This is a genomic window from Pontivivens ytuae (genome assembly GCF_015679265.1).
Classification (GTDB): domain Bacteria; phylum Pseudomonadota; class Alphaproteobacteria; order Rhodobacterales; family Rhodobacteraceae; genus Pontivivens; species Pontivivens ytuae.
This window is the reverse complement of record NZ_CP064942.1, coordinates 1,699,660-1,725,199: the sequence shown is the minus strand read 5'-3', so window position 1 is coordinate 1,725,199 and position 25,540 is coordinate 1,699,660. Positions and strand designations below refer to the sequence as shown.

Genomic DNA, 25,540 nt, shown 5'->3' with positions numbered 1-25,540 from the left:
CGCTCTCACCCTTGCGGGGCGTCGCCCGCGGAACATATGCAGGTCAAACCCACCTGCCTTCGGGGGAGATATATGATGACCGACGATCCCGAAAAGAAGCGCCGCCTGTCCGAGGCCGCCGCGCGCGCCCTCGCCGAAGCCGAGGAGCGCAGGAAGAAGGCGAAGCCCCTCGACCTGCCCGAAGAGCTCGGCGGCCGAGACGGGCCCGAGCCGATCCGCTTCGGCGATTGGGAGAAGAAGGGGCTGACGTCCGACTTCTAACTCATCTACAAGAGTTCAAAATTCATACATAAGACCGGGGAGGGTCCGATGAACGCCCACGTCAAGCTCGCGAACCAGCAGCTCTACACCACCAAGTCCTACATCAACGGGGAGTGGGTGGACGGCGACGGGGGCAAGACCTTCGACGTGACCAACCCCGCCAACGGCGAGGTGATCGCGCAGGTCGCCGATCTCGGTCGACCCGAGGTGGCGCGCGCCATCGATGCTGCCGATGCCGCCCAGGCCGGCTGGGCCGCCATGCTCGCCGCCGACCGCGCCAAGCTCCTGATGAAGTGGTACGATCTCATCATGGCCGCGCAGGAGGATCTCGCCACCCTCATCACCGCCGAGATGGGCAAGCCGATCAAGGAGGCTCGCGGCGAGGTCGCCTACGGCGCCTCCTTCATCCAGTGGTTCGCCGAGGAGGCGAAGCGCATCTACGGCGACACCGTGCCCCAGCACCAGGCTGACAAGCGCATCGTCGTCATCAAGCAGCCCGTGGGCGTCGTCGGCTCGATCACCCCATGGAACTTCCCGCTTGCCATGATCACCCGCAAGCTCGCCCCCGGCCTCGCCGCCGGATGCTGCTGCGTCGCGCGCCCGGCGGAGCTCACCCCGCTCACCGCACTGGCCCTCGCCGAACTCGCGGACAAGGCGGGCTTCCCCAAGGGTGTGCTGAACGTCGTCACCGGCTCCGACAGCTCGGCCATCGGCAAGGAGCTCTGCGAGAACGAGAAGGTGAAGAAGATCACCTTCACCGGCTCCACCCGCGTCGGCCGCATCCTGATCGAGCAATGCGCCCCGACGGTGAAGAAGATGAGTATGGAGCTCGGCGGCAACGCCCCCTTCCTCGTCTTCGACGACGCGGATGTGGACGCCGCGGTCGAGGGCGCCATCGCCTGCAAGTTCCGCAACGCCGGTCAGACCTGCGTCTGCGCCAACCGCATCTACGTCCAGTCCGGCGTATACGACGAGTTCGCCGAGAAGCTGGCGAAGGCGGTGGCCAAGCTCAAGGTCGGCGACGGTATGGATGAGAGCACCGATATCGGCCCCCTCATCCACGACGCGGGGCTCCAGAAGGTGCAGGACCACCTCGACGACGCCACCTCCAAGGGTGCGACGATCATCCAGGGCGGTGAGAAATCCGACAAGGGCGGCACCTTCTTCACCCCCACCGTCGTCAAGGACATGACCCAGGACATGCAGATCGCGCAGGAGGAAACCTTCGGCCCCGTCGCCCCCTTGTGGAAGTTCGAGACGGAGGAGGAGGGCATTCGCCTCGCCAACGACACGATCTTCGGCCTCGCTTCCTACTACTACACCCGCGACATTGGCCGCGCCTGGCGCGTGGGCGAGGCGCTGGAATACGGCATCGTCGGCCTGAACACCGGCATCATCTCCACCGAGGTCGCCCCCTTCGGCGGCGTCAAGCAGTCGGGCCTCGGCCGCGAGGGCTCCAAGTACGGCATCGATGAGTACCTGGAGATGAAATACATGTGCATGGGCGGGGTGTGAGGCTCGACCACCTGCAACTCGCGATCCCGGCAGGCAGCGAACCCGCCTGCCGGACCTTCTGGACCGACTTGATCGGCCTCCCCGAGATCGAGAAACCGGAACCGCTGCGCGACCGCGGCGGACTTTGGCTACGTCTCGGCGACATCGAACTCCACCTCGGCGTCGATCCCGACTTCACCCCGGCCACCAAGGCGCACCCCGCACTTGCAATGGACGACATCGACCGGATCGCTGCGCGCCTGACCGCGGCCGGTCACGCGGTAACGTGGGACGACGCGCTCCCCGATCGCCGCCGCTTCTTCACTGCCGACCCGGTCGGCAACCGCATCGAGGTCCTGAGCTTCCGCTGAGCCCAGCCCTTTCTTCTTTGCTCAAATACGCAAATCCCCCCAACAGCAAAAAGCCCCGCCGGTTCGATCCGGCGGGGCAGTGGGGTTCCGCAGGCGGTGCGGAAACCGGAAAACTCGCGATCGCGCCACTCAGGCGGGCGACATCTCTGCGCGCACCTGCTGGCGCAGCACGTCGATGGGCACCCAGTCGCCTCCCTTGCGGAAGGTCCAGTAGGTCCACCCATTGCAGGACGGTGCGCCCTCCAAAACCGCACCGACCTGGTGAATGGACCCCTTGGTGTCATGGGCGATCAGCGTGCCGTCGGCCCGCACCTTCGCCCGATGACGCCCGTTGAGCGAACGCAGCTCGGCCCCCACCGGCAGCAATCCCCGCTCCACGAGCGTTCCGAAGGCGACGCGCGGCTCGGCCCGCTTCGATTGCGTCACCTGTAATGCATCGCGGTCGTAGCGCCGGATCGCCTCGATCCGGGCCTCGGCCACCGCGCGGTACTCCTCCTCGCGCTCGATCCCGATGAAGTGCCGGCCCAGCCGCTTGGCCACCGCACCCGTCGTCCCGGTCCCGAAGAACGGGTCGAGCACCACGTCGCCGGGCTTCGTCGAGGCGACGAGCACCCGGTGCAGCAGACTCTCGGGCTTCTGCGTCGGATGCGCCTTGTTGCCTGCGGCATCCTTCAGCCGCTCCCCGCCCGAGCAGATCGGCAGCACCCAGTCGGAGCGCATCTGCACGCCCTCGTTCAGCGCCTTCAGCGCTTCGTAGTTGAAGGTGTACTTGCCGCTGTCGGATTTCGCCGCCCAGATCATCGTCTCATGCGCGTTGGTCAGCCGCTTGCCGCGGAAGTTCGGCATCGGGTTCGACTTGCGCCAGACCACGTCGTTGAGGATCCAGTAGCCCGCATCCTGCAGGGCAGCCCCGACGCGGAAGATGTTGTGGTAGGAGCCGATCACCCAGATCGCGCCGTCCGGCTTCAGGATGCGCCGCGCGGCGGCCAGCCACTCCCGGCTGAAGCGGTCATAGGCGGCGAAGCTGTTGAACTGGTCCCAATGGTCATCGACTGCATCGACCTTGGAGTTGTCGGGGCGGTGCAATTCCCCTTTGAGCTGAAGGTTGTAGGGCGGATCCGCGAAGATCAGATCGACCGAGTTCTCGGGCAGCTCTTGCATCCGTGCAACGCAATCGCCCGCCAGGATCGTGTCCAGCGGCAACTCGGTTTCGGTCTTCTTCTGCTGAATGGCCATTCCCACGCCTCATCATGCTCTTGTTATTCACAAGATGCCGAGCGGGTGATTCGCTGTCAATTTATGAAACGAATCAAGGGCTTAAAAAATCTTCTTGAACCAATATCTTGTGTATGGGCGCAAATGACCGCCGATGATGTGGTGTCACCCCATAGGCGGCGAGCCCATCCAGGTGCGCCTTGGTGCCGTAGCCCATATTGGTTTCCCACGCGTAGTGCGGATGCTGTTGCGCAAGCGCCACCATCTCCCGATCGCGTGTGACCTTCGCGACGATCGAGGCCGCGGCGATCGCCCGGCTCCTGGCATCCCCCTTCACCACCGTCTCGCCCCGGCAGGGCAGCGCCTTCGGCAGCCGGTTCCCGTCGATCAGCGCCAGCGCCGGGCGGACCGGCAAGGCCGCCACCGCCCGCTCCATCGCGACGAGGCTCGCCTGCAGGATGTTGATCTCGTCGATCTCCGCCACCTCCGCCCGTCCGATCCCCACGGCACAGGTCGCGAGGATCGCGTCGAACAGCCGCTCGCGCGCCGCAAGGCTCAGCTTCTTGGAATCCCGCAACCCCTCCGGCGCCTCCGGCCCCAGCACCACGGCAGCCGTCACCACCGGCCCGGCGAGCGGCCCGCGGCCGACCTCGTCCACGCCGCAGACCGGACCATCCGCGCCGAAGCGCGCCTCGAAATCGGGATCGGGAAGCTCTGTCATCCCGCAGCCATCGCCCGGCCACCCGCGCCGCGCAACCCGTCTTCTTCTTGCCGGAAATATCCCCGCCGGAGGCGCCGCGCCCTCAAAACAGCGCGTACTGATCCCCCGGCCGCACAGGTGGCGCAAAGCGGGAGCAATCGAGCGGCGCGATCCGCCGCCGCAGCCCGTGCCGCTTCATCGCCGCCTCGTAGCGCCGCGCGATCAGGTTGGCGTAGACACCCTCGCCGGTCATCCGCTTGCCCCATTGCGCGTCGTAATCCTTGCCGCCATGCATCTCGCGCACCTGCGCCATGATCCGGTGCGCGCGGTCGGGGTAGTGCTCGTCGAGCCAGTCGCGGAACAGCGGCGAGACCTCCGCGGGCAGCCGCAGCGTCACGTAGCCCGTCCAGGTCGCGCCGGCGCGCGCACCGGCGTCGACCACCTTCTCGATCTCGTGGTCGTTCAGCGCCGGGATGATCGGACCCATCATGAAGCCCGTCGGCACCCCCGCCCGCGCCAGCGCGCCGATCGCGCGCAGCCTTACGTTCGGCGCACTCGCACGCGGCTCCATTCGCCGCGCAAGCTTCGCGTCGAGCGTCGTCAGCGAGACCGCGACCTTCGCCAGCCCCCGCGCCGCCATCCGCCCGAGGATGTCGGTGTCGCGCATCACCAGCCCGCCCTTGGTGACGATGGAGACCGGATGGTTGAACGCGTCCAGCACCTCGAGGATGCCACGCATGATCCGCCGTTCCTTCTCGATGGGCTGGTAGGGATCGGTGTTCGTCCCGATGGCGATCACGTCGGGGATGTAGCCCGGGCGGCGCAGCTCCTTTTCCAGCAGCGTCGCGGCCTCGGGTTTGGCAAAGATCCGGCTTTCGAAATCAAGCCCCGCCGAGAGCCCCAGGAATGTGTGCGTCGGCCGCGCGAAGCAGTAGACGCAGCCATGCTCGCACCCCTTGTAGGGATTGATCGAGCGGTCGAAGGGTACGTCGGGCGACTGGTTCTTCGTGATGATCTTGCGCGGGTGATCGTCGAGCACCTGCGTCTTCAGCGGATCCTGCCCCTGCACCTCCCACCCGTCGAAGGTCCGGTGCCGCGTATGCGGCTCGAACCGTCCCGTGAGATTGCGCGTGGCGCCGCGCCCGCGCCGGGCCTCCGCATCGATATCGTCGGAAAAGAAGTCGTCCATAATGCCCTCCGCAAATGAGAACAAAGTATGAACATATGGGTGATTCGAGAAGAGGGCTCGTAGTCCAAGGCCCTACCGTCCCGGCCGTAGCGCCGGGACCGTTCAGACCGGAGCACACCGGAACGAAAGACCCCGGACCAAGTCCGGGGTGGTACTGCTCAAAACAACGGAACCACCCGGCGGCACGGCCGGACAGCGCTCGAACCGCCGAAACAGGATCTCAGACCGCCTCGGCCATCGTGCGCCCCGCGGCGCGGCCCGAGAACAGGCAGCCGCCGAGGAACGTTCCCTCCAGCGACCGGTATCCGTGCACCCCGCCGCCGCCGAAGCCCGCGGCTTCCCCGGCCGCGAACAACCCCGGCACCGGCTCGCCCGATTGCCCCAGCGCCCGCGAGCCAAGATCCGTCTCGATCCCGCCCAGGCTCTTGCGGGTCAGCACGTTCAGCCGCACCGCGATCAGCGGCCCGTTGGCGGGATCCAGGATCCGGTGCGGCTTCGCCGTGCGGATCAGCCGATCGCCGCGGTAGTTCCGCGCCGCATGCACCGCCGCCATCTGCGCATCCTTGGTGAACGGATTGTCGACATTTCGGTCCCGCGCCTCGATCTGCTCGCGCAACCGGTCGAGCGGCACCGGAACCTCGCCGACCCTGTTCATGCCCGCGACCAGCTCCTCCAGCGTATCGGCAACCGCGAAATCCGCGCCGTGCTCCTTGAACGCCTCCACCGGACCCATCGCCTTCTTGCCGATCGCGCGGCCCAGCACCTGCCGCCAACTCTTGCCGGTCAGGTCCGGGTTCTGCTCGGAGCCTGACAGCGCGAACTCCTTCTTGATGATGCCCTGCGTGAGCACGAACCAGGTGTAGGGCTGACCCGTGCGCCCGATATGCTCCAGCGCCGTCAGGCTGTCGAAGCCGGGGAAGTTCGGCACCGGCATCCGCTCGCCGCTCGCATCGAACCACATCGAGGACGGCCCCGGCAGGATGCGGATGCCGTGGGCGGGCCAGATCGGATCCCAGTTCCGCACCCCCTCCACGTAGTGCCACATCCGGTCCTGGTTGATGACGGAGACGCCGTGCCCCTCCGCGATCCCCAGCATCCGGCCGTCCACGTGTTCCGGCACGCCGGAGACCATGAATTCCGGCGCCTTGCCCAGCCGCTCCGGCCAGTTCTTGCGCACCAGGTCGTGGTTGCCCCCGATCCCGCCGGAGGAGACGAGCACCGTCTGCGCCCGCAGCTCGAACGCGCCCACCTCCTCACGATTGGTCTTGCCGCCGCGCACCGCGTCGTCGGGCGCGAGGGTCATGCCATGCACCCCCTCGACCACGCCATTGGTGACGATCAGCCCGTCCACCCGGTGGCGAAAGGCAAAGCGCAGCTTGCCGGCCTTGGCCGCGTCCTGCACCCGCTCCACGAAGGGTTCGATGATGCCCGGCCCGGTGCCCCACGTGATGTGGAAGCGCGGGACGGAGTTGCCGGGCCCGTCCGCCGTCACGCCGCCGCGCTCGGCCCAGCCCACGATGGGGAAGAAGCGGATGCCCCGCTCCCGCAGCCAGTCCCGCTTGCCGCCCGCCGCCCACTCCACATAGGCGTCCGCCCAGCGCCGCGCCCAGCCGTCGGAGTTGCGGTCGAAGCCCGCCGATCCGGCCCAGTCCTGTTTGGCGAGCTCCAGCGAGTCCCGGATGCCCATCCGCCGCTGCTCCGGACTGTCGACGAGGAAGATGCCGCCCAGCGACCAGAAGGCCTGCCCGCCCAGATGCTGCTCCGGCTCCTGATCCACGATCAGCACCGACTTGCCGGCGTCGATCAGCTCGCACGCCGCGACGAGCCCGGCGAGCCCCCCGCCGACGATGATGGCATCCGCGTCCATCCGCTCCTCCCCTTTATCTCGTTGGGGCAAAGCGTAGCTCAGCGTCGCGCGGCGCGTCACCCTGACCCGGCGTCACTCACCCGCGAGCGGCAGCCGCCCGGCGGCGGCCTCGCGCTCGGCCAGCACGGTCTCGGCCGCGGCGATGTAGTCGCGGGTGACCGGCACCGCGTCCTGCCGGTGCGCGAGCTGTAGCTGGAAGACGACCTGCTCGCGCCAGCGGAACGATGCTTCACTGGCGGCGAGATAGAACTCCCACATCCGGCAGAACCGCTCGTCATAGAGCTGTTCCGCCTCCGCCCGATGCGCCGCGAAGCGCTCGCGCCAGGCCTTCAGCGTCTCGGCATAATGCAGCCGCAGGATCTCGACATCCGTCACGACGAGGCCCGCTCGCTCGATATGGGGCAGCATCTCGCTCATCGACGGGATGTAGCCGCCGGGGAAGATGTACTTGCGGATGAACGGGTTGGTCGCGGTGGGCGATCCCGTCTGCCCGATCGTGTGCAGCAGCATCACGCCATCGGGCCGCAGCATCTCGGCCACCTTGCCGAAGAATGTCGTGTACCCGGCCGCGCCCACATGCTCGAACATGCCGACCGACACGATCCGGTCGAAGCTCATGTTGAGCTTGCGGTAATCCTGCAGCCGGTAGTCCGTCCGGCCTGCTAGCCCTCTGTCTGCACTCACCGCCGTCGCATAGGCGTGCTGCTCTTCCGAAAGCGTGACCCCCGTGACCTGCGCCCCGCCGATCTCCGCCAGGTAGCGGCCCATCCCGCCCCAGCCGCAGCCGATGTCGAGCACCTCCAGATCCGGCCGGTCGAGGCACAGCTTCGCCGCGATGTGCCGCTTCTTGAGCTGCTGCGCCGTCTCCAGCCCGATATCGGGCGTCGGGAAATAGGCGCAGGAATACTGCCGGTCGCGATCGAGGAAGAGCTCGTAGAGGTCCGATGACAGGTCGTAGTGATGGGCCACGTTGGCCCGCGCCCGCAGCAGCCCGTTCCGGTCGGCAAAGCGGTAGAGCACGCCCCTCATGCGTAACAGCGCCTTCAGCCGCGGGTGCAGATCGCCGATCCGCCCCGCATCGCGCAGCACCACCCGCAACAGGTCGAAGATCGTGCCCGAGGTCATCTCGACCCCGCCATCCATGTATGCTTCGCCTAGTGCCAGGGCCGGGTCGCGCGTCAGCGCGCGCTCAACCTCCGGTCGACGGATCCGGAGATGCGGGACCGTCCTGCCATCCCGTGGCGCCGGTCCAAATCGGTGCGTCTCGCCCCTCGCATCCGTTATCCACAACGGCTCCGACTGCACCATGCCGGAGACGAGCCTGTGGAGAAAGCCGTTCATCCCTCTGACCTCCCTCGACAAAACAAGGTGTGGTCAAAGGTCGCAGTGGTCAAGTAAGGGTGATTCCCAGCCTAGATCCGCTCGCCCGCATCCAGTTTGGCGAGGATCGCGGCCGCGCTCTCCTCGCTCGCCTTCCGCTTGTCCTCGGCCATCCGGTCCCAGGTCCGGTACATCTGCGCCATCCGCGGATTGCCCTGGAACCGCTCCCTATGCCGGTTGAGGAAGTCCCAGTAGAGCGGGTTGAACGGGCACGCACCCTCACCCGACTTCTTGCTGACCGAATAGTGGCAGCCCTTGCAGTGGTCCGACATCCGGTTGATGTAGGCGCCGGACGCGGCATAGGGCTTGGAGGCGACCATTCCCCCGTCCGCGAACAGGATCATGCCGACCACGTTGGGGCTCTCAACCCACTCGAAGGCATCGGCATAGACCGCGAGATACCACTCGCCCACCTCTTGCGGCGACAGCCCCGCGATCAGCGCGAAGTTCCCCGTCACCATCAGCCGCTGGATGTGGTGGGCATAGGCCTCCTCGATGGTCTGGGTCACGGCCGCTCGCACGCAGGCCATGTCGGTGTCGCCGGTCCAGTAGAAGTCCGGCAGCTTGCGCGTCGCCTCCAGCCCGTTGCGCTGCGGATAGTCGGGTCCTTCCAGGAAGTAGATCCCGCGAATGAACTCCCGCCAGCCGATGATCTGCCGGATATAGCCTTCCACTGCGTTGAGCGGTGCATTGCCCGCGCGGTACTCGTCCTCCGCCGCCCGGCAGAGCGCGATGGGATCGAGCAGCCCGACATTGAGGTAGAAGCTCAGCAGCGAGTGGTAGAGGAACCGCTCCCCCTCCAGCATCGCGTCCTGGTAGTCGCCGAAGCGGGGCAGGGCCTCGCTCATGAACCACTCGGCGGCGGCCTCCGCCCCCTCCCGCGTGGTGGCGAACCAGAAGGGGCGGAGCTGGCCGAAAGTCTCGGGAAACTCCCGCTCGACGAGCTCCAGCACCTCCCGCGTGATGTCGTCGGTCTGGTGGTGGAGCGGCTGCGGCATGAAGAGATCCGCCTCGGCCGGCTTGCGGTTGTCGTGGTCGTAGTTCCACTTCCCGCCCTCGGGCTGGTCCCCGTCCATCAACAGGCCGGTCTTCCGCCGCATCTCGCGGTAGAAATACTCCATCCGCAGGCTCTTGCGCCCCTCGGCCCAGGCCGCGAACTCCTCCTCGGAGCTGACGAAGCGATCGTCCGCGAGTTGCCGGATCTTCAGCGGCGTGTGGTCGAGCAGGGACCGCAGCCGCCACTCTCCGGGCGCCGTGGCGATGACCTCCTCGGCCCCGTACTCCTCCGCCCGCCGCATCAGCTCCTTGGAGATCGCGTGCCGGTTTTCCGGATCGTCGAGGCGGGTATAGGCGACGCGCCACCCATGATCGACAAGCTCCGCCGCGAAATGGCGCATGGCCGCGAGGATCAGCGCGATCTTCTTGGCGTGGTGGGGCACGTAGGTGCCCTCGTCCCGCACCTCGGCCATCACCACCACGTCGCGGCCGGGATCGGCCGCGCGCAGGGCGGCAATATCGGGGGAGAGCTGGTCGCCGAGGATCAGGATCAGCCGCGGCGCGTCGCTCATGCATCAGCTCCGGTTGGACGTGTGGGACGCCTCCGGCGGGGGCGTACTTGGGGAAAGATGAAGGCGCGGCCTACCACTCCACCCGCTCCCCGGCCCAGTCGAAGAAGCCGCCGGTCTGCTCCGGTGTCAGGCGGCCCATGACGGTGACGAGGTTCTCCGCCGCCTCCGCCGGGGTCACCGACTTGTGGCGGGCGAGGTACTTGCGCGTCAGGTCGCTCTCCACCGTGCCGGGGTGGAGGGCCACGACGACCGCCTCCTTCCGCTTCCGCCCGATCTCGATGGCGGCGGTGTGCATCACCTGGTTCAACGCCGCCTTCGCCGCGCGATAGGAAATCCACCCGCCGATCTTGTTGTCGCCGATCGACCCCACCCGCGCCGACAGGGAGGCGAACAGCACCGGGCCATCCTCCGCCAGCAGCGGCACGAAATGCTTGAGGAGCAGCGCCGGGCCCAGCGCGTTCAAGGCGAACTGCGCCGCCATCCCCTCCGGCTCGATGGCGGCGATGCTCTTCTCCGGCGCATAGCCGTCGATCTCCAGCGCGCCGGTCGCGTCGAAAATCACGCTGTAGCCCGGCGTCAGCTTACCCGCCCAGTTCGCCACGCTCTCCTCGACCGTCACGTCGAGCCCGTTATGCGAGCGGCTCAGCGTCTCCACCGCCATGCAACGGTTCAGCCGATCCACCAGCGCCCCGCCGATCCCGCCGGAGCCGCCGAAGACGAGCGCGCGCCCACCGCCATATCTCTCTTCAAAAGTCATGTCGGCGGAAATGGCCCGCGCGCCGGGGGCGTCCAGCGTCACGCGGTCGCGCCGCCTTTCTTCTTTGTCCAAATACGCAAATCCGACGGTCCGCTCAGGCGCACACCCTCGGGCAGGTTCACCGCCGCAAGCCCGCTGCCGAGCATCCCCGCACCGCCCTTCAGCCGGAACGACACCTCGTCGACGACCGCGCCGAGCGGCTCCAGCTCCGCCAAGAGCTCCGCATGCCGCCCAGCCCGCAGCACCGGATACCAGACCAGAACCACGACCTCCGGCCACCGCGCCACCAGCGCGCGGACGAAGGCGCCGGCCTCCGCATATTCCGTCTTCACCTCGTAGGACGGATCGACCAGCACCAGCCCGCGGCCCCCGGTATGGGCAAGCACGCCCTCGTAGCCGTCCCGCCGCTCCACCCCGCCACCCGGCAGCAGCTCGGCGAGCGCCGCATGCTCCGCCGGGTGCAGCTCCATCAGCCGCATCTCGTCGCGATCCCGCAGCATGTGCGCCGCGATCACCGGGGAGCCGGGATAGGCGTCAGGCCCGAAGCCCGCCCGCACCTCGGCGAGCACCCCCTCCAGCACCTCGCCGGAGAGATCGGCGACAGCAATCCCCTCCGCCGCCTCCCGCGTCTTCGCCGTCTCCGGCCCCGCGAGGTCGTAGAGCCCGCGCCCCGCATGCGTCTCCATGTACCGCAGCGGCGCGGGGGCCGCCGTCATCGCGGCGAGCAGCCGGGCCAGCGCCACATGCTTGTGCACATCTGCAGGACCGCCCGCGTGGTAGGCGTGCTGGTAGCTCAGCATCTACTCCCGCCACGCCTCCGCGATCCAGGGCGAGGGGCGGATATAGCGGCGGATATGGGCGAAGGCCGAGCCCCGCCGCCCCGGCCGGAACGTCCCCTTCAGGTGATCCCACGGCCCCTCGTAGAGCTGCATCCGGCTGCGATACCGCCCCTCGATCGCGTTCGGCACATCCTGCGCCCCGGGGAACAGCACCACCTTCGCATTCGCCGTCGGCCGCGGCGTGCGGAAGTAGTTGGTGGGAAACATCGGAATGCAGTGCCACTTGAACACGTTGACCCAGCCCTTCGGCCAGAACTGCACCCCGCCCGGCGCATTGTAGCTGACGAAGCGCTGCTCGAACCGGTATTCGTCCGCCACGCCCTGCGGATCGGCGAGGAACCTCTCCTTGAGCGGCGCCAGCTTGCCCACCGGAAAACGGTAGATCGAGCTCTGCCCCACCCGCCGCAGCGGCTGGTTGGGATTGCGCGCCATGTAGACGCCCTCGGGATCCCCATGCTCGAAGAACCCGTCCATGCTCCCCACGATCACCAGGTCCAGATCGAGAAACAGCACCGGCCCCGTCAGATCGCCCAGGGGATCGGACCACAGCCGCGACTTCCCCCAGATCCCGAAGGTGTTGACCGGCATCGTAGCATCCAGCTCCGGCAGGGGCAGGCAGCGCACCTCCTCCCGCACGCCCTCGCTGGAATCGGTGAAGCAGGTGAAGGTGAAAGGCGGCGTGATGTGACGCGCCACCATGCCGTAGAGCCGGTTCACGTATTCGGGCCCGTATTTCGTGCCCCACCGGATGCAGATGACCTGCTTCTTCACCGCATGATCCTTCGGTTGACTCCGCTTCGCCCATCCCTATAACGCGGCCATTCCGGCGGGGCGAGGCCCCGTCCCTTGGTGTTTGTGGCCCCCGCGAGGGGAAGCCTGTCGTCCTTCGGGAAGAGGAAAGCACCTTTCAACCGCGCGCCCGCCGCGCACACAGAAAGGATCCAGCCGTGACCAAACGCACGTCTGCCAAGTACAAGATCGACCGCCGCATGGGCGAAAACATCTGGGGCCGTCCGAAGTCCCCGGTGAACCGCCGCGAGTACGGCCCCGGCCAGCACGGCCAGCGCCGCAAGGGCAAGCTGTCCGATTTCGGCATCCAGCTGCGCGCCAAGCAGAAGCTCAAGGGCTACTACGGCGACCTGACCGAAAAGCAGTTCCGCCGCATCTATGCCGAGGCCGAGCGTCTGCGCGGCGACACCGGTGAGAACCTCATCGGCCTGCTGGAGCGTCGCCTCGACGCCGTTGTCTACCGCGCGAAGTGGGTGCCGACGATCTTTGCCGCCCGCCAGTTCGTGAACCACGGCCACGTGACCGTGAACGGCAAGCGCGTGAACATCCCCTCCTACCGCGTGAAGGAAGGCGACGTGATCGCGATCCGCGAGAAGTCCCGCCAGCTCGCCCTGGTGCTGGAGGCCGTGGCCCTGCCCGAGCGCGACCAGCCCGACTATCTTGACTGCGACAACTCCAAAATGACCGCCACCTTCGTGCGCACCCCGTCGCTGGGCGACGTGCCGTACCCGGTCATGATGGAACCCAACCTCGTGGTCGAATTCTACGCGAAGAACTGATCTCGCTTCGATTGGCTTCTCGGGGTCATCCTTTGTAGGGTGACCCCCTCAATTTGAGTAATTGAATCCCGTTAGTTGGCGCGTAATTCTCTCGTCTTGAGGAGAGATGTATGCCCAACGTTCTTCAAAGACTGACCGACGCCGCCAGTCGCCTCGCCGCTTCGCCCGCTGATGAAATCTGGTGGGTCGCGGATGCCCTCGTGCGGGAGCGCGGCGCAAACGCTATCAACGCCTGCGATATCGATGTTGAGCTTGAGAGCCCGCTCTGGGTCCGCAGCTCGATGCACGACACGTGGCTGATGGACTACCTCGCTCAGGGGTTCATGGCGATCGATCCGCTGATTCTGGGGGCGGCGCAGTCCACGGGGTCGAACTGGCTCGATGCCGGGCACATGACGCGGGAGATGACGTTCAGCCCCCTTGCCTACGAGTTGAACCACCAGGTCAAGGATGCAGGCTACGCCGTCATCCAGGCCGAGACCTTCGCCGCCCCGGGGCCTGGCGTCCGCCGCCTCGTCACCGTCGCCTTCGGCAAGAACGCAGAGCAGAGCGGTCGGGCGAACCGGGACGAGATGCGGCTCCTCATGGCGCTGATCTCTTCGCACCTCGCGCCGCCGGCCGCGCCGGATGAGCCGGGCATGTTCACTGCGTTCCGCTCGACACTCACGGTCCGTGAGCATGACGTGCTCTGCATGTTGGCAAATGGAATGCGCAACGATGCCGTGGCGCACAGGCTCGGCATTGCAGAGGTCACAGTCCGCAAGCACGTCCTCTCCGCACGGGCCAAGCTCGGTGCCGCAACGCGCGAGCAGGCCATCGCCCTCGCGCTGCGGTCGGGCCAACTGGCGCTGTGACCGCCGGCTGATCCCGAAGGCGGCTCAAGCGGTGCCGGAGATGGCGGCCTTCAGTGCCGCCTCCGTCGCATCGTCCGCCGGAAACAGGGTTTCGACCCTCAGTTCCTGCGCCAGCGCGCCGGTGGGCGTCGCGATGGCCGCGATGACGGAGAAGAAGTTGAGGCGCCGCCCGTCCGCCTCCATCTCGATCGGGAAGACCGGGTCGTGGGCATAGCGGACGTCGAGCGCCCACCAGTCCTTGGGCAGCTCCGGATAGGCGGCGATCCGGTCCAGGGCACCGCGCAGGTCGTCGGGCGACAAGGCCTCGCGGTGCAGCCGCTGGATGGCCTGGCGCGCATAGTCGGTCCAGTTCCGGATATAGGGCCGGATGCCGTCCGGGCTGAACGTCATGTCGAGCATGTTGGCCGTCACATGCGGCGGATCGAAGGGGAAGGCCTCGGCGATCCGGCCCAGTAGCCGGCGGCCGGAGGCATTCGCGTCGTGAACCTCCCAGAACCTGTCGATCACGAAGGCCGGACAGGGATCGTGCGCCGTCATCATGCGCAGGACGGCGTTGCGCAGCATGTCCGCCTCGGCATCCGACAGCGTCGCCTCCGCGTAGAGATCGGCGAAGCCCGCGGCGCGCAGCAACAGGTTGCGGTCGCGCAGCGGCACCTGCAGCGCGGTGGAGAGCCGCGTCACCATCTCGCGCGAGGGCTGGGCGCGGCCGGTCTCCAGAAAGCTCACATGCCGTGAGGGGGTTTCGATGGCGTTGGCGAGCGCGCCTTGCGACAGGCGCCGCTCATGGCGCCAGGATCGCAGCAGGTCGCCGAATTCGGACGGGGCGGAGACGGTGTTCATGTGTCCGTGATACCGCCCGCGGCACGGCACCTCCATTCCCTGCGAGGGAATTGAAGCCGTACCGGGCGCCCGTCATGTCTCGCACACCAGTCACCGAACGGGGCCTGACATGACATTCTGGATACTCGCCGCCCTCGCCCTCTACTTCGTGCAGACGCTGCTGCCGCCCCTCTTCCGCTACGTGCTGCGCGCCGATCCGCAGATCCTCGCGACGCTGGGGCCGCGGGACGCACCGCCCGAGACGAGCCGTCTTGGCGAGCGGTCCGAGCGGGCACTGCGCAACTCCGGCGAGGCGCTGCTGATCTTCCTGCCGCTGGCGCTGCTTGGGCAGGCGGCACCGGAGGCCGTGACGGGCGCGCAGATCTTCGTGCTCGCGCGCCTCGCCTATGTGCCGCTCTACGTCTTCGGCGTGCCCGTGGTGCGCTCGCTGGTCTGGACGGTGGGCGTGGTCGGCCTCGGGCTGATGGCGCTGGCGGTCGCGGGGTGAGCGCGATGGGACAGGCGCTGTTTCGCTGGACGGGCGTGGTTCTGGTGGTGCTGGGCGCGGCGCTGTTCTCGCTGCTGGGGCTCCATGTCGGCGGGATCGAGGTCGCGCCGCTTCAGGCCGCGGGCGTGAACGGTGTCGGCTCCTACCTCGCGGCGACCTGCGGGGCGGTGATGATCGGCTGGGGCAGCATCCTGATCGCGGCGGCGCACCGGGCGGAGCTGTGGTTTCCGGCTGGTCTCGGCACAGGGCTGGGCTTCATCGGCCTCGCGCTAGTGCGGCTCTGGGCGTCCCTGTCGGCGGATCCGGCCTTCGCCTTCTTCGCGATGCTGTTGCCGGGCGAAGTGGTGCTGTTCCTCGCGCTGGCGATCGCGTTCTTGCAGGTCTCGGTCGGGGTGTGGGGGCGGCTGAAGGACGCCTTCTTCTCGCTGCGGGCCGCACCGGGATGGGTGCAGCTCTGGGTCTGGCTGTTCCTGCTGCCGGCCAATATGGGCGGCGTGGTGCTCTACGGGCTGACGCAGCATCCGCTGGCGGGCTGGGTGGCGCTCGGCTTCCTGTTCGTCGTGCTCGCGAACATGGCGCTGGTGCTCTACGAGCGCGGGATCTCGCGGCTCACCTCCCTCCCCCACCTGATCCCGTGGGTGCCGCTGCAGATCTACACCGGCTTCTGGCTGTTCGCCTGGGGCGGGCTGAGCCCGACGATGACGCTGTTTGCGTGGTTCTACTTCGGGGTCATCGGGATCTCGAACGCGTTCGACGCCTACGACACCTGGCGCTGGTTCCGCGGGGAGCGCGCGGTTCTGGGCGTGTCGGCCGAGGTCGCGTGATCCGGCGGGCCCAGCTTCGCGTCGGCCAGGGAGAGTCCGAAAAGCGCGCGACACGCCATGGATGAGACTCGTGGGATATCAATCTGGACGCTTAAAAACCGAATAAAATCAAAGAGAAGTCGGCGTTCGAACTGTGTCTATCCGCACGGTTCGCGCCTCTGATCACGGCGTATCCCATCCTCGTTCCACACCTGATCAAGAGGATATGCTCAATGCCTGATGGACAGCTTTCGACCGCCGCCGACAGCCTGCTGACGCTTGGCAACTCGGTCACTCTCCACCCCGCCGGCGAGCCCGGTGTCGCGCTGCAAGCCGATGTGCCCTCGGGCATTCACCAAGGGTACGGTCCGGGTTACGGTAGCATTCCGGTTACGGCCGCCGGCACCGCCTTCACCATGAGCTACGTGTTCGATCCGGCCGGGGGTTACGCCATGTTCGGCCTGCCGTCCAACACCGGCCAGTTCTTCATCCGCATGACCGAGGCGAAGCCTGGCCAGGACGGCGTCGCGAACTTCCAGTACTACGCCAGCGGAACGCGCCCCGACCGCTCCTTGTGGGAGTCGTTCAAGGTCCACAGCCTCGATGGACCGACCTATGCGTTGGAGTCGATCGTCTTCCCGAACACCTTCCTGCAGGTCAGCGGAACCAGCGTCTCGTCGATCTATGTCGAGGGCACCGACATTCCGGCATCGTGCCACTTCGTCCTGTCGTGATCTCTTCGGGGCCGCTCGCGAGGGCGGCCCTTTCGACTGCCACGACGGTTAACGGCTCAATCCTGAGTCATTTGCCTGGCATACGGATGTCATATGGGTTGTGCACGCCCTGTGCACAGCGCGGAACAGAGTTAGCGCGCGCCGCTCACCCGCATTTCGAGTAGCCGCAGTTCCCGCAGGTCAGGCACCCTTCCTGCATCCGCATCTCAAACGCACCGCAGTTCGGACAGGCCGGACCGGGGGCCGCATCATTGACGCGCAGCGCTGCCGGATCCTCCTTCAGGCCGAGGCCTTCCCCATCGAGAAAACCGATATTTATCAAGTGCTTCTCGATCACTCCGCCGATGGCCGCGAGGATGGACGGAATGTACTTTCCCTCCATCCACGCCCCGCCGCGGGGGTCGAAGACGGCCTTCAGTTCCTCCACGACGAAGCTCACATCCCCGCCGCGGCGGAACACGGCCGAGATCATGCGAGTCAACGCCACGGTCCAAGCGAAGTGCTCCATGTTCTTGGAGTTGATGAACACTTCAAACGGCCTGCGCCGCCCGCCAACGACAATATCGTTGATGGTGATGTAGATCGCGTGCTCCGAGTTCGGCCACTTTATCTTGTAGGTCTGGCCCTCAACGACTTCCGGTCTGTCAATCGGTTCTGCGATGTAGACGACTTCACCGGGATCGCTCTTCGGCGTTTCCTTCTCCTCTACCGACAGGACGGACCCTGTCACCGGGTTCGGGCGGTAGGTCGTGCAGCCCTTGCAGCCCGTGTTCCACGCTTCGAGATAGACGTCCTTGAAGTCCTCGAAGCTGATGTCCTCCGGGCAGTTGATCGTCTTCGAGATGGAGGAATCCACCCATTTCTGCGCCGCCGCCTGCATCCGCACATGCTCCAGTGGATGCAGCTCCTGCGCGTTCACGAAGTGGTCGGGTAGCGGTCCCTCACCATGCATTTTCCGATAGAGATCATAGGCATAGTCGCTGACCTCCTCCTCGGTCCGCGTCCCGTCCTTCTGCAGCACCTTGCGGGTGTACGAGTAGGCGAAGACCGGCTCGATCCCGCTCGAGACGTTGCCGGCAAACAGCGAGATCGTCCCCGTCGGCGCGATCGAGGTCAGCAGCGCGTTGCGGATCCCGTGTTTCGAGACCGCGCGCCGCACCTCGTCATCCATGTCCTGCATGGTCTCCGAGGCCAGGAACGCCTCCGCATCGAACAGCGGAAACGGTCCCTTCTCGGCGGCCAGTTGCGCCGAGGCCAGGTATGCCGCGCGGGCGATCCGGCGCAGCCAGTCCTCGGTTTGCCGCGCGGCCTCCTCCGACCCGTAGCGCAGGCCGAGCATCAGCAGCGCGTCCGCCAGCCCTGTCACTCCCAGCCCGATCCGCCGCTTCGCCTGCGCCTCATCCCGTTGTTCCGGAAGCGGAAATTTCGAGGCATCGACCACGTTATCCATCATCCGCACGGCCGTCGCGACCAGGTCGTCGAGCTCCGCCTCGTCGATCTCGGCCGCCGCCTCGAAGGGCTCGCGCACCAGTCGGGCGAGGTTGATGGAGCCCAGAAGGCACGCGCCATAGGGCGGCAGCGGCTGCTCCCCGCAGGGGTTCGTCGCGCTGATCTCCTCGGCGTAGTAGAGGTTGTTGCGCTGGTTGATGCGGTCGATGAAGATCACGCCCGGCTCGGCATAATCGTAGGTCGAGCGCATGATGAGGTCCCACAGCGCGCGGGCCTTAACCGTCCGGTAAACCTTTCCGTCGAAGGTCAGCTCCCAGTCGCCATCGGCGCCGACCGCCTCCATGAAGGCGTCCGTGACCAGCACCGAGAGGTTGAAGTTCCGCAGCCGCGCGGGGTCCCGCTTCGCCGTGATGAACTCCTCGATGTCGGGGTGATCGCAGCGCAGCGTCGCCATCATCGCGCCGCGCCGCGCGCCCGCGGACATGATGGTCCGGCACATCGCGTCCCACACGTCCATGAAGCTCAGCGGGCCGGACGCATCCGCGCCGACCCCGGCCACCGCCGCGCCCTTCGGCCGGATGGTGGAGAAGTCGTACCCGATCCCGCCGCCCTGCTGCATGGTCAGCGCCGCCTCGCGCAACATGTCGAAGATCCCGCCGAGCGAATCAGGGATGGTCCCCATCACGAAGCAGTTGAACAAGGTCACGCTTCGTTCCGTGCCTGCACCTGCCACGATCCGGCCCGCGGGCAGGTAGCGGAAGTCTTTGAGTGCGTTATAAAAACGGTCTTCCCACGCAACCGGATCGTCTTCGACCTCCGCCAGAGAACGCGCGATCCGCCGCCAGGTCTCGGTCACGTCACGGTCCACCGGTTCGCCCTCGGCCGTCTTGAAACGGTACTTCATGTCCCAGATCTGTTGGGCGATGGGCGCGGCAAAATCGGACATGGCTCGGCCTTCGGTTTCGGTCTACGACACGGTCCCTAGAGTATGATCGCGCCGCCCCACTGTCGACTTGCTGGTTGCGAAACATGCCTCTACCAATTTTAAAACCGTTTAAAATGAGGGTGTTCCGAACGGAGCATCCCCGGGCGTGAACAGGAGTGAGGGGAATGGCGGCGGACAAGGTGCACCTGCTCAAGCTCTGCGTGGGTGCGGACGAGGTCTCCGATCTCGTGGCCTGGCAGGCGCGGCAGCGGAACCTGCAGCGCGCTCAGGGGTTGAAGCTTCAACATGTCCACGTGACCCGCATGTGGCCCAAGCGGGAGAAAGAGCTTCTTAACGGCGGCTCGCTCTACTGGGTGTTCCGGGGTCTCGTGCTGGCACGCCAGCGCATTCGCGCGCTGGAGGAAGTGACGGGTGAAGACGGGATTCGGCGCTGCGCTATAGTCCTGGCCGACGATGTGATAAGAACGGAGCCGATGGCCCGCCGACCATTTCAGGGCTGGCGCTATCTGGCAGACGCGGATGCCCCGCGTGACCTGGCGGACGATCGGCCAACGGAAGCGGAGCTTCCACACGACTTGATGACAGCGCTCGACGATCTCGGAGTGAGATAGGAGTTTGCGTGACGCGCACCGGAGATCATCTGACGGACGTTCTGCAGCCTGTGCGCGACCTCAACCTCGCGCGCATACTGGAGGAGATCGCCCTCGCCACCGGTCAGAACTACGACTGTGAGGCCGATGTCGCGATGCGCGAGGCCGACGGCTCCCTGTTCCGGACCGGCACGATGCGCCTGCCGCGCCGCCGCGATATCCAGGCGAAGAAGGGGGCGCGCGTTTTCTTCTTCGACGTGACCGACCGGCACGCCGTCAACTTCGAGCCCTTCAACTACGACCTTCCGGGCGGGCCGAGCGTCCATATCAAGCCCTTCCAGTGGAACGATGTCAGCATCCGCTTCGTGATGCAGGACGACGAGCCGAGCTGGGATCCGATCCGCCGCTGGTATCTGGAGGCGTTCCAGACCCGCTTTGACGAGGATACGCCGGAGTTTCACGGCACCGTCCATTCGCTCGTCGGGCCGGAGCGGATCCGCGGCTTCTGGCATATCGGCCTCGACCTCGGTTCGGCGCCGGTGGAGAGCTTGCGCGAACTCCTCGAGGTTCTGGGCGGGATGGGGGCCGCGAAGCTGCAGCTCACCTCGATGGGTCCCGACATCACCGTCGATCAGGACGCGCCGCAGGACTAAAGCGGCGCTGGCGTTCCGATGCGGGCGCAGAGCGTTTGCAGCGCTGCGCGGTCCTCCGCGGTCCACTCCGCCCGGCGGCTCGCGAACAGCGTCGCCTGCGATTTCAGGATCAGCCCATCCCCCAGGATCTTCAGGTGGTTCGCCTCCAGCGTGGCCCCGCTCGACGTGATGTCGGCCACGGCCTCCGCCGTCTCGTTCTTCACCGTGCCCTCGGTCGCGCCCTGGCTGTCCACCAGCAGGTAGTCGGCGATGCCGTGCTCGCGAAAGAAGCCGCGGACCAGGTTGTGATACTTCGTCGCCACCCGCAGCCGGTGGCCGTGCCGCGCGCGCAGCAGGGAGGCCACCTCGTCGAGGTCGTCCATCGTCTCCACATCCGCCCACAGCTTTGGCACCGCGACGATCAGGTCCGCATGGCCGAAGCCCATCGGCGCGATCTCCGCCACGGTCGCGGCGCGGTCCGGCAGCTTCTCATGGATCAGATCGGTGCCGGTGACGCCGAGATGGATGCGCCCGGCGGCCAGCTCCCGCGGAACTTCCCCGGCGGAGAGGAGCACCAGCTCCACCCCGTCGAGCCCCGCGACCGTGCCCGCATATTCCCGCCCGCCATCGCTGCGCGTGATCGTCAGGCCCCACTGCGCGAACCAGTCGATGGCGTCGGCCTGCAGCCGGCCCTTGGAGGGGAGGCCGAGCTTCATGACCGCGCCGCCAGCAGCGCCTCGGGCCGCACGATGCCGCCCACCGCGGGGATCGCGGGGCCAAGCTCCGCGGTCAGCGCATCGTAGCGCCCGCCCTGGGCCAGTGGCGGCAGGTCCGGGCGGCCCGGCGCGGTGAAGGCGAAGACGAAGCCGTCGTAGTATTCCATCGCGGTGCGCCCGAAGTTGGTGGCGAAGGGGAGGGCGGCCGCGTCGATCCCCCGTCGCCCGAGCGCCTCGACCCGCTTGCCGAGCCGCTCCACCGCGGCGGCGAGGGGTGGACGGCTCTCGGCCAGCGGGCGCAGGCGGCCCAGCACCTCACCCATCGGCCCGTCGAGCGTCAGCAGCGCGTCGAGCAGCGCGACGTCGGCATCGGGCAGCGGTGCGGCTTCCGCTTCCTCCCGCAGGGCGTGGAGGCGGTCGGTGATCTCGTCGACGCTCCGCACCCCGATCTCCGGCGACAGGCTGCGCACATGCTCCGCGACCGCCGTGTCCGGAAGTGCTGCGAGCCGGTCGGCCAGCCGACCCGGTGCGCGGAACCGCTCGATCAGGCGGCGGAAGCGGGCGGGGCGCCAGACGTGGTGGCGCAGCATCGCCCGCCGCCGCTCATCGAGCGACAGCGCGTCGATCGCGGCGAGCAGCAGGCCGATATCCCCGGTCTCGACCGTCGCCTCGTCACCCACCGCATCGGCGAGCAGGGCGAAGACCTCGGCATCCGCATCCGCCGCGGCCGCAGTGTCGAAGAGCTCGAAGCCCACCTGAAGGTATTCCGTCGGCCGCCCGGCCCCCGGCACCTGCTGGCGCCAGACGGGCCCCGCATAAGTGTAGCGCGCAGGCGTCGCCCCGTGGCTCGCATGCATCTCCACCACCGGGACGGTGAAGTCGGGGCGCAGCATCCGCTCCCCCTCCACCGGGTCGTCGGTGACATAGGCGCGCGCCCGGATGTCCTCGCCATAGAGGTCGAGCAGCGTGTCCGCGGGCAACAGCGCCGGAGGCTCCACCCGCTCCGCCCCCGCCTGCGCGAAGCGGGTGAGCAGGCGCGCGACCTCCGTCTCGACGCTCGCAAGCCCAGTGCCGAGCCGCGCGCCCGGCAGATATGCGCGGTCGGCGGCCATCAGGCGTTGGCGCGCTGGATCATGGCGCGGACCTGGGCGACGAGGTCGGCCCGCTCGATTTCCATCTGCGCGGGCTGCGCCTTCCACTCCTCGTTGGTCTGGATGTCGGCGGCGAGGCGCGCGCCGAGGGCGAGGTCCTTGATCTGCACCTTGCCCGCGGCGAGCTCGTCCCCGCCCTGGATCACGGCCACGGGCGCGTTGCGCTGGTCGGCATATTTGAGTTGCCGGCCCATGTCCTTCGGATTGCCGAGGTAGAGCTCCGCCCGGACGCCTGCGGCGCGCAGCTCGCCGACCATCTGCTGGTAATCGGCGACCCGGTCGCGGTCCATGACGGTGACGACGACAGGCCCCTGCGCCTCCGCCGAGGTCCGCCCCTTCGCCTCGAGGGCCGCGAGCAGCCGGTCCACGCCGATCGAGACCCCGGTCGCCGGCACCTCCTGCCCGGTGAAGCGCTTGACGAGGTCGTCGTAGCGCCCCCCACCCGCGACCGAGCCGAACTGCCGCGGCCGCCCCTTCTCATCGGTGATCTCGAAGGTCAGCTCCGCCTCGTAGACCGGCCCGGTGTAGTAGCCGAGGCCCCGCACCACGGAGGGATCGATGACGATCCGGTCGGGACCGTAGCCTTGCGCCTCGGCCATCTCCGCGATCTGCTCCAGCTCGCTGACACCGTCCGCGCCGATCCCAGAGGTGCCCACGACTTCGCGCAGGTTGGAGATCGTGGCGGCGTTGCTCTCGCCGCGGGCCAGAAGGAAGCTGATGATCACGTCGGCCTGGTGGGAGGACAGGCCAAGCCCGTCGATGAAGGCGCCGGAGGCATCCTTGCGCCCCGGCCCGAGCAGGTCGCGCACGCCCTGCTCACCCACCTTGTCGAACTTGTCGACGGTGCGCAGGACGCCGTCGCGCAGTCCCTCACCCGCTTCGCTGCCGAAGAGGTTGTCGAGCAGGCCGTTCAGAACCTTCCGGTTGTTCACCCGCACGATGTAGTCACCGCGGGCGATGCCCACGGCCTCCAGCACGTCGGCGAGCATGGCGCAGATCTCGGCGTCGGCGGCCACGGTGGGTGTGCCGACGGTGTCCGCGTCGCATTGGTAGAACTGGCGGAAGCGGCCCGGGCCCGGCTTCTCGTTGCGCCAGACCGGCCCGACGGCATAGCGGCGGTAGGGCGTGGGCAGGTCGTTGCGGTGCTGGGCGTAGACCCGGGCGAGCGGCGCCGTCAGGTCGTAGCGCAGCGCCATCCAGCTCTCGTCCTCGTCCTGCCAGGCGAAGACGCCCTCGTTGGGCCGGTCCACGTCGGGAAGGAACTTGCCGAGCGCCTCAACCGTCTCCACCGCCGAGCTCTCCAGCGGGTCGAAGCCGTACTGATGGTAAATCCCGGTGATCGTGCGGAGCATGTCGGCGCGCCGGGTAACCTCCGCACCGAAATAGTCGCGGAAGCCGCGCGGGGTGGCCGCGCGCGGGCGCTGCGGTTTCTTCTGCTTCGTCTTGGCCATTAAGTAAGCCCTTACTAACCCCGAGTGGCCGGGCGGATGTAGCCGATGGGTCGGGACGGGGCAAGCGGAGGGGCTTTCGACGAGGTGGCTGGAGGTTCTGTCCCGTTTGGCGGCAACCCGATGACTAGGCTCGCTCCGCGCATGAAGGCAGCCCGGCGATAACGAGTTGCCCCGCCCGGACGCCCCGCGTCCGGGCCGCGCCCGACCCGCCCGTCGCGCGGAACGCGCGCCTACGGCACGACGGCGGGCGCGCCGTTGGCGCACCCGCTGCTGCCGCACCCTCCGGCCTAAATCGCTCCACTGGAGTGATTTCAGAGACAGCCTCCGGCCCCGGGTCGGGCGCGGCGCTTCGGTTTGACACTGTTGATTGATCGTCCCGCCCGGCGGCACCGCCGGGCCGCGCCCGACCTCCCCCCGGAGGGCGCGTTAGCGATGTCCTTCATGGAATAAAAGACATCGATGCTTGCGGGCGCGCACATCGCAATCCCGTCCCGCTTGCGCCCTCCAGGTCGGGCGCGGCCCTCAGTGCTTGCATGCAGCCGATTGAGCCGGATCAAGGACCAACACGATTTGTGGACATAACCGGGTGGCACCACAGGAGCCTGCGCCATGCCCGCCGCCACCACGAAAGCCGACCTGCTCGCCATCACCCGGCGCGACTACGCCAAGCTGGAGAAGTTGCTCGCCTCCATTCCCGAAGACGTCGCGCTCGCCAAGGACGCAGACGGCATCTCGATCAAGGATATCGTCGGGCACCGGGCGCACTGGATCGACCTCTATCTCGGCTGGTACGCCGACGGGCAGGCGGGGCGGGAGGTGCATATCCCGGCCAAGGGCTACAACTGGGCGCAGCTCAAGCCCTACAACGCCAAGGTGCGTGCGGAGCAGGCGGGTCTCGGCTGGGCGGCGGCGCAGGCGATGCTCGCCAACAACCACGCCGCGCTCCTCGGTCATCTCGAAGCGCTGCCGGACGAGGCGCTCTACGGCGCGCCGATGATCGGGTCGGAGAAGTGGACGGCGGGACGCTTCGCGGAATCGGCGGGGCCGAGCCACTACCGCTCCGCCATCCGGGCGATCCGGGCCAGCCTCAAGGCGCTTCAGGCGAGCCGGGGATAGAGCCCCGCGTGGAAGACCAGCGGGTGCGCGTCGGGGTCGTGGTCCACGCTCTCGACCTGGCCCACCACGATCGCATGATCGCCGCCTGGATGCGTCGCGTGCCGGGTGCAGCGCAGGACCGCGGCACAGCCGTCGAACTCGGGCACGCCGCCAGGCCCCTCGGTCCACGGCAGCTCGGCGAACGGCGCGTCGCCGGAGCGGGCGAAGCCGGTGGCGAGCGGCAGCTGCTCCGCGTTAAGGATGTGTATGGTGAAGCGTTCGGCCTCCGTAAACGCCTCGAACCGGGCCGAGCGGCGCGCGGGCGCCCACATCACCAGCGGCGGGTCGAGCGACAGCGAGGAGAAGCTGTTCGCCGTGAAGCCCAGCGGCCCCGCCACGGTGACGACCGTGACGCCGGTGGCGAAGGACCCGCAGGCATCGCGCAACTCTCGAGAGGTGAAATCGGTCATGGGGGCTCCGGACACGTGGCGCCTCACATATCCTGTTTCCCTGCCGATGCAATGCGCGACGTTCCGGGCGGGTCGGTCTAGGGTGGCTGGACGAGGCGGATCAGTCGAGGCGG

The 25,540-nt window shown here is 67.5% G+C and carries 26 protein-coding genes; 11 read left to right on the top strand and 15 right to left on the bottom strand.

What is annotated here, in order from left to right:
* The first annotated feature begins 75 nt into the window (after positions 1-75).
* From I0K15_RS08425 to I0K15_RS08415, 3 genes are read left to right on the top strand one after another with little or no spacing between them, the layout of a single operon-like run.
* Entirely contained in the window at positions 76-261 is a 186-nt protein-coding gene (locus tag I0K15_RS08425) for a DUF1674 domain-containing protein (protein ID WP_196104999.1), read from the top strand.
* 48 nt (positions 262-309) lie between these two features.
* Complete coding sequence (locus I0K15_RS08420) at positions 310-1,776, top strand: NAD-dependent succinate-semialdehyde dehydrogenase (RefSeq protein WP_196104998.1); 1,467 nt, start codon at positions 310-312, stop codon at positions 1,774-1,776.
* Positions 1,773-2,126 carry a VOC family protein gene (locus I0K15_RS08415; RefSeq protein ID WP_196104997.1) on the top strand — a complete coding sequence of 118 codons (354 nt, stop codon included), beginning with the start codon at positions 1,773-1,775 and terminating at the stop codon, positions 2,124-2,126. The genes I0K15_RS08420 and I0K15_RS08415 overlap by 4 nt, the downstream gene beginning before the upstream one ends.
* Before the next feature lie 129 nt (positions 2,127-2,255).
* On the opposite strand, the gene I0K15_RS08410 is transcribed toward I0K15_RS08415, so the two are convergent.
* From I0K15_RS08410 to I0K15_RS08370, 9 genes are all read right to left on the bottom strand, one after another.
* The gene (locus I0K15_RS08410) at positions 2,256-3,362 is read right to left on the bottom strand and encodes a site-specific DNA-methyltransferase (protein WP_196104996.1); all 1,107 of its coding nucleotides are present in this window, start codon (positions 3,360-3,362) and stop codon (positions 2,256-2,258) included.
* A gap of 73 nt (positions 3,363-3,435) precedes the next feature.
* Complete coding sequence (locus tag I0K15_RS08405) at positions 3,436-4,062, bottom strand: ribonuclease HII (protein ID WP_196104995.1); 627 nt, start codon at positions 4,060-4,062, stop codon at positions 3,436-3,438.
* An 82-nt stretch (positions 4,063-4,144) separates the two neighbouring features.
* Positions 4,145-5,230, bottom strand: a complete 1,086-nt coding sequence (locus I0K15_RS08400) for a PA0069 family radical SAM protein (RefSeq protein ID WP_196104994.1) — start codon at positions 5,228-5,230, stop codon at positions 4,145-4,147.
* A 220-nt stretch (positions 5,231-5,450) separates the two neighbouring features.
* A complete protein-coding gene (locus tag I0K15_RS08395; protein ID WP_196104993.1) occupies positions 5,451-7,097 on the bottom strand; it encodes an FAD-binding dehydrogenase in 1,647 nt (548 codons plus the stop codon).
* A 72-nt stretch (positions 7,098-7,169) separates the two neighbouring features.
* Positions 7,170-8,240, bottom strand: a complete 1,071-nt coding sequence (locus tag I0K15_RS08390; protein ID WP_230374353.1) for an SAM-dependent methyltransferase — start codon at positions 8,238-8,240, stop codon at positions 7,170-7,172.
* Between the two features lie 269 nt (positions 8,241-8,509).
* Positions 8,510-10,045, bottom strand: coding sequence for a cryptochrome/photolyase family protein (locus tag I0K15_RS08385; protein WP_196104991.1), 1,536 nt, complete (start codon positions 10,043-10,045; stop codon positions 8,510-8,512).
* Positions 10,046-10,115: 70 nt separating this feature from the next.
* Positions 10,116-10,844 (bottom strand): SDR family oxidoreductase, encoded by a 729-nt coding sequence (locus I0K15_RS08380; RefSeq protein WP_230374352.1) that lies wholly within the window; start codon positions 10,842-10,844, stop codon positions 10,116-10,118.
* A complete protein-coding gene (gene rlmJ / locus I0K15_RS08375) occupies positions 10,841-11,602 on the bottom strand; it encodes a 23S rRNA (adenine(2030)-N(6))-methyltransferase RlmJ (RefSeq protein ID WP_196104990.1) in 762 nt (253 codons plus the stop codon). The genes I0K15_RS08380 and rlmJ overlap by 4 nt, the downstream gene beginning before the upstream one ends.
* On the bottom strand, positions 11,603-12,412 hold the full coding sequence (locus I0K15_RS08370; protein WP_196104989.1) for a glycosyl transferase: 810 nt from the start codon (positions 12,410-12,412) through the stop codon (positions 11,603-11,605).
* A gap of 176 nt (positions 12,413-12,588) precedes the next feature.
* Here I0K15_RS08370 and rpsD point away from each other — a divergent pair, with 176 nt between their 5' ends.
* Complete coding sequence (gene rpsD / locus I0K15_RS08365; RefSeq protein ID WP_196104988.1) at positions 12,589-13,209, top strand: 30S ribosomal protein S4; 621 nt, start codon at positions 12,589-12,591, stop codon at positions 13,207-13,209.
* 110 nt (positions 13,210-13,319) lie between these two features.
* Positions 13,320-14,063, top strand: coding sequence for a helix-turn-helix transcriptional regulator (locus tag I0K15_RS08360; RefSeq protein ID WP_196104987.1), 744 nt, complete (start codon positions 13,320-13,322; stop codon positions 14,061-14,063).
* Positions 14,064-14,087: 24 nt separating this feature from the next.
* Here I0K15_RS08360 and I0K15_RS08355 read toward each other — a convergent pair whose 3' ends face one another.
* On the bottom strand, positions 14,088-14,903 hold the full coding sequence (locus tag I0K15_RS08355; RefSeq protein WP_196104986.1) for a helix-turn-helix domain-containing protein: 816 nt from the start codon (positions 14,901-14,903) through the stop codon (positions 14,088-14,090).
* Positions 14,904-15,012: 109 nt separating this feature from the next.
* Between I0K15_RS08355 and I0K15_RS08350 the strand changes: the two genes are divergently transcribed.
* The 3 genes from I0K15_RS08350 to I0K15_RS08340 all read left to right on the top strand — a co-directional run bounded on the left by I0K15_RS08350 (position 15,013) and on the right by I0K15_RS08340 (position 16,927).
* Positions 15,013-15,390: an MAPEG family protein gene (locus tag I0K15_RS08350; protein ID WP_196104985.1), complete on the top strand. Its 378-nt coding sequence runs from the start codon at positions 15,013-15,015 to the stop codon at positions 15,388-15,390.
* A 5-nt stretch (positions 15,391-15,395) separates the two neighbouring features.
* Complete coding sequence (locus tag I0K15_RS08345; RefSeq protein ID WP_196104984.1) at positions 15,396-16,214, top strand: APC family permease; 819 nt, start codon at positions 15,396-15,398, stop codon at positions 16,212-16,214.
* A gap of 212 nt (positions 16,215-16,426) precedes the next feature.
* Positions 16,427-16,927, top strand: coding sequence for a hypothetical protein (locus tag I0K15_RS08340; RefSeq protein ID WP_196104983.1), 501 nt, complete (start codon positions 16,427-16,429; stop codon positions 16,925-16,927).
* 145 nt (positions 16,928-17,072) lie between these two features.
* Here the strand turns inward: I0K15_RS08340 and I0K15_RS08335 are convergent, their stop codons facing one another.
* A complete protein-coding gene (locus I0K15_RS08335) occupies positions 17,073-19,322 on the bottom strand; it encodes an adenosylcobalamin-dependent ribonucleoside-diphosphate reductase (RefSeq protein ID WP_196104982.1) in 2,250 nt (749 codons plus the stop codon).
* A 164-nt stretch (positions 19,323-19,486) separates the two neighbouring features.
* Between I0K15_RS08335 and I0K15_RS08330 the strand changes: the two genes are divergently transcribed.
* Both I0K15_RS08330 and I0K15_RS08325 read left to right on the top strand, forming a co-directional pair.
* Positions 19,487-19,933 carry a DUF1489 family protein gene (locus I0K15_RS08330; RefSeq protein ID WP_196104981.1) on the top strand — a complete coding sequence of 149 codons (447 nt, stop codon included), beginning with the start codon at positions 19,487-19,489 and terminating at the stop codon, positions 19,931-19,933.
* Positions 19,934-19,941: 8 nt separating this feature from the next.
* Positions 19,942-20,565 carry a hypothetical protein gene (locus I0K15_RS08325; protein WP_196104980.1) on the top strand — a complete coding sequence of 208 codons (624 nt, stop codon included), beginning with the start codon at positions 19,942-19,944 and terminating at the stop codon, positions 20,563-20,565.
* On the opposite strand, the gene hisG is transcribed toward I0K15_RS08325, so the two are convergent.
* Genes hisG through hisS form a run of 3 tightly spaced genes read right to left on the bottom strand, consistent with a single transcriptional unit; the run spans position 20,562 to position 23,862 of the window.
* Positions 20,562-21,260, bottom strand: coding sequence for an ATP phosphoribosyltransferase (gene hisG, locus I0K15_RS08320; RefSeq protein WP_196104979.1), 699 nt, complete (start codon positions 21,258-21,260; stop codon positions 20,562-20,564). The genes I0K15_RS08325 and hisG overlap by 4 nt on opposite strands.
* Positions 21,257-22,372 (bottom strand): ATP phosphoribosyltransferase regulatory subunit, encoded by a 1,116-nt coding sequence (locus I0K15_RS08315; protein WP_196104978.1) that lies wholly within the window; start codon positions 22,370-22,372, stop codon positions 21,257-21,259. The genes hisG and I0K15_RS08315 overlap by 4 nt, the downstream gene beginning before the upstream one ends.
* A complete protein-coding gene (hisS, locus tag I0K15_RS08310) occupies positions 22,372-23,862 on the bottom strand; it encodes a histidine--tRNA ligase (protein ID WP_196104977.1) in 1,491 nt (496 codons plus the stop codon). Before hisS ends, I0K15_RS08315 begins: the two co-directional genes overlap by 1 nt.
* 609 nt (positions 23,863-24,471) lie before the next feature.
* Between hisS and I0K15_RS08305 the strand changes: the two genes are divergently transcribed.
* A complete protein-coding gene (locus tag I0K15_RS08305; RefSeq protein WP_196104976.1) occupies positions 24,472-24,978 on the top strand; it encodes a ClbS/DfsB family four-helix bundle protein in 507 nt (168 codons plus the stop codon).
* On the opposite strand, the gene I0K15_RS08300 is transcribed toward I0K15_RS08305, so the two are convergent.
* The gene (locus tag I0K15_RS08300) at positions 24,960-25,427 is read right to left on the bottom strand and encodes a flavin reductase family protein (RefSeq protein WP_196104975.1); all 468 of its coding nucleotides are present in this window, start codon (positions 25,425-25,427) and stop codon (positions 24,960-24,962) included. The two genes, I0K15_RS08305 and I0K15_RS08300, sit on opposite strands and share 19 nt — an antisense overlap.
* Positions 25,428-25,540: the final 113 nt, after the last annotated feature.

Excerpts from the sequence above, each read along its gene's own strand:
- I0K15_RS08425 (WP_196104999.1), top strand. The coding sequence starts at position 76 with ATGACCGACGATCCCGAAAAGAAGCGCCGCCTGTCCGAGGCCGCCGCG.
- I0K15_RS08420 (WP_196104998.1), top strand. The coding sequence starts at position 310 with ATGAACGCCCACGTCAAGCTCGCGAACCAGCAGCTCTACACCACCAAG.
- I0K15_RS08410 (WP_196104996.1), bottom strand. The coding sequence starts at position 3,362 with ATGGCCATTCAGCAGAAGAAGACCGAAACCGAGTTGCCGCTGGACACG.
- I0K15_RS08405 (WP_196104995.1), bottom strand. The coding sequence starts at position 4,062 with ATGACAGAGCTTCCCGATCCCGATTTCGAGGCGCGCTTCGGCGCGGAT.
- I0K15_RS08400 (WP_196104994.1), bottom strand. The coding sequence starts at position 5,230 with ATGGACGACTTCTTTTCCGACGATATCGATGCGGAGGCCCGGCGCGGG.
- I0K15_RS08395 (WP_196104993.1), bottom strand. The coding sequence starts at position 7,097 with ATGGACGCGGATGCCATCATCGTCGGCGGGGGGCTCGCCGGGCTCGTC.
- I0K15_RS08390 (WP_230374353.1), bottom strand. The coding sequence starts at position 8,240 with ATGGATGGCGGGGTCGAGATGACCTCGGGCACGATCTTCGACCTGTTG.
- I0K15_RS08385 (WP_196104991.1), bottom strand. The coding sequence starts at position 10,045 with ATGAGCGACGCGCCGCGGCTGATCCTGATCCTCGGCGACCAGCTCTCC.
- rlmJ (WP_196104990.1), bottom strand. The coding sequence starts at position 11,602 with ATGCTGAGCTACCAGCACGCCTACCACGCGGGCGGTCCTGCAGATGTG.
- I0K15_RS08360 (WP_196104987.1), top strand. The coding sequence starts at position 13,320 with ATGCCCAACGTTCTTCAAAGACTGACCGACGCCGCCAGTCGCCTCGCC.
- I0K15_RS08355 (WP_196104986.1), bottom strand. The coding sequence starts at position 14,903 with ATGAACACCGTCTCCGCCCCGTCCGAATTCGGCGACCTGCTGCGATCC.
- I0K15_RS08350 (WP_196104985.1), top strand. The coding sequence starts at position 15,013 with ATGACATTCTGGATACTCGCCGCCCTCGCCCTCTACTTCGTGCAGACG.
- I0K15_RS08345 (WP_196104984.1), top strand. The coding sequence starts at position 15,396 with ATGGGACAGGCGCTGTTTCGCTGGACGGGCGTGGTTCTGGTGGTGCTG.
- I0K15_RS08340 (WP_196104983.1), top strand. The coding sequence starts at position 16,427 with ATGCCTGATGGACAGCTTTCGACCGCCGCCGACAGCCTGCTGACGCTT.
- I0K15_RS08335 (WP_196104982.1), bottom strand. The coding sequence starts at position 19,322 with ATGTCCGATTTTGCCGCGCCCATCGCCCAACAGATCTGGGACATGAAG.
- I0K15_RS08330 (WP_196104981.1), top strand. The coding sequence starts at position 19,487 with ATGGCGGCGGACAAGGTGCACCTGCTCAAGCTCTGCGTGGGTGCGGAC.
- hisG (WP_196104979.1), bottom strand. The coding sequence starts at position 21,260 with ATGAAGCTCGGCCTCCCCTCCAAGGGCCGGCTGCAGGCCGACGCCATC.
- I0K15_RS08315 (WP_196104978.1), bottom strand. The coding sequence starts at position 22,372 with ATGGCCGCCGACCGCGCATATCTGCCGGGCGCGCGGCTCGGCACTGGG.
- hisS (WP_196104977.1), bottom strand. The coding sequence starts at position 23,862 with ATGGCCAAGACGAAGCAGAAGAAACCGCAGCGCCCGCGCGCGGCCACC.
- I0K15_RS08305 (WP_196104976.1), top strand. The coding sequence starts at position 24,472 with ATGCCCGCCGCCACCACGAAAGCCGACCTGCTCGCCATCACCCGGCGC.
- I0K15_RS08300 (WP_196104975.1), bottom strand. The coding sequence starts at position 25,427 with ATGACCGATTTCACCTCTCGAGAGTTGCGCGATGCCTGCGGGTCCTTC.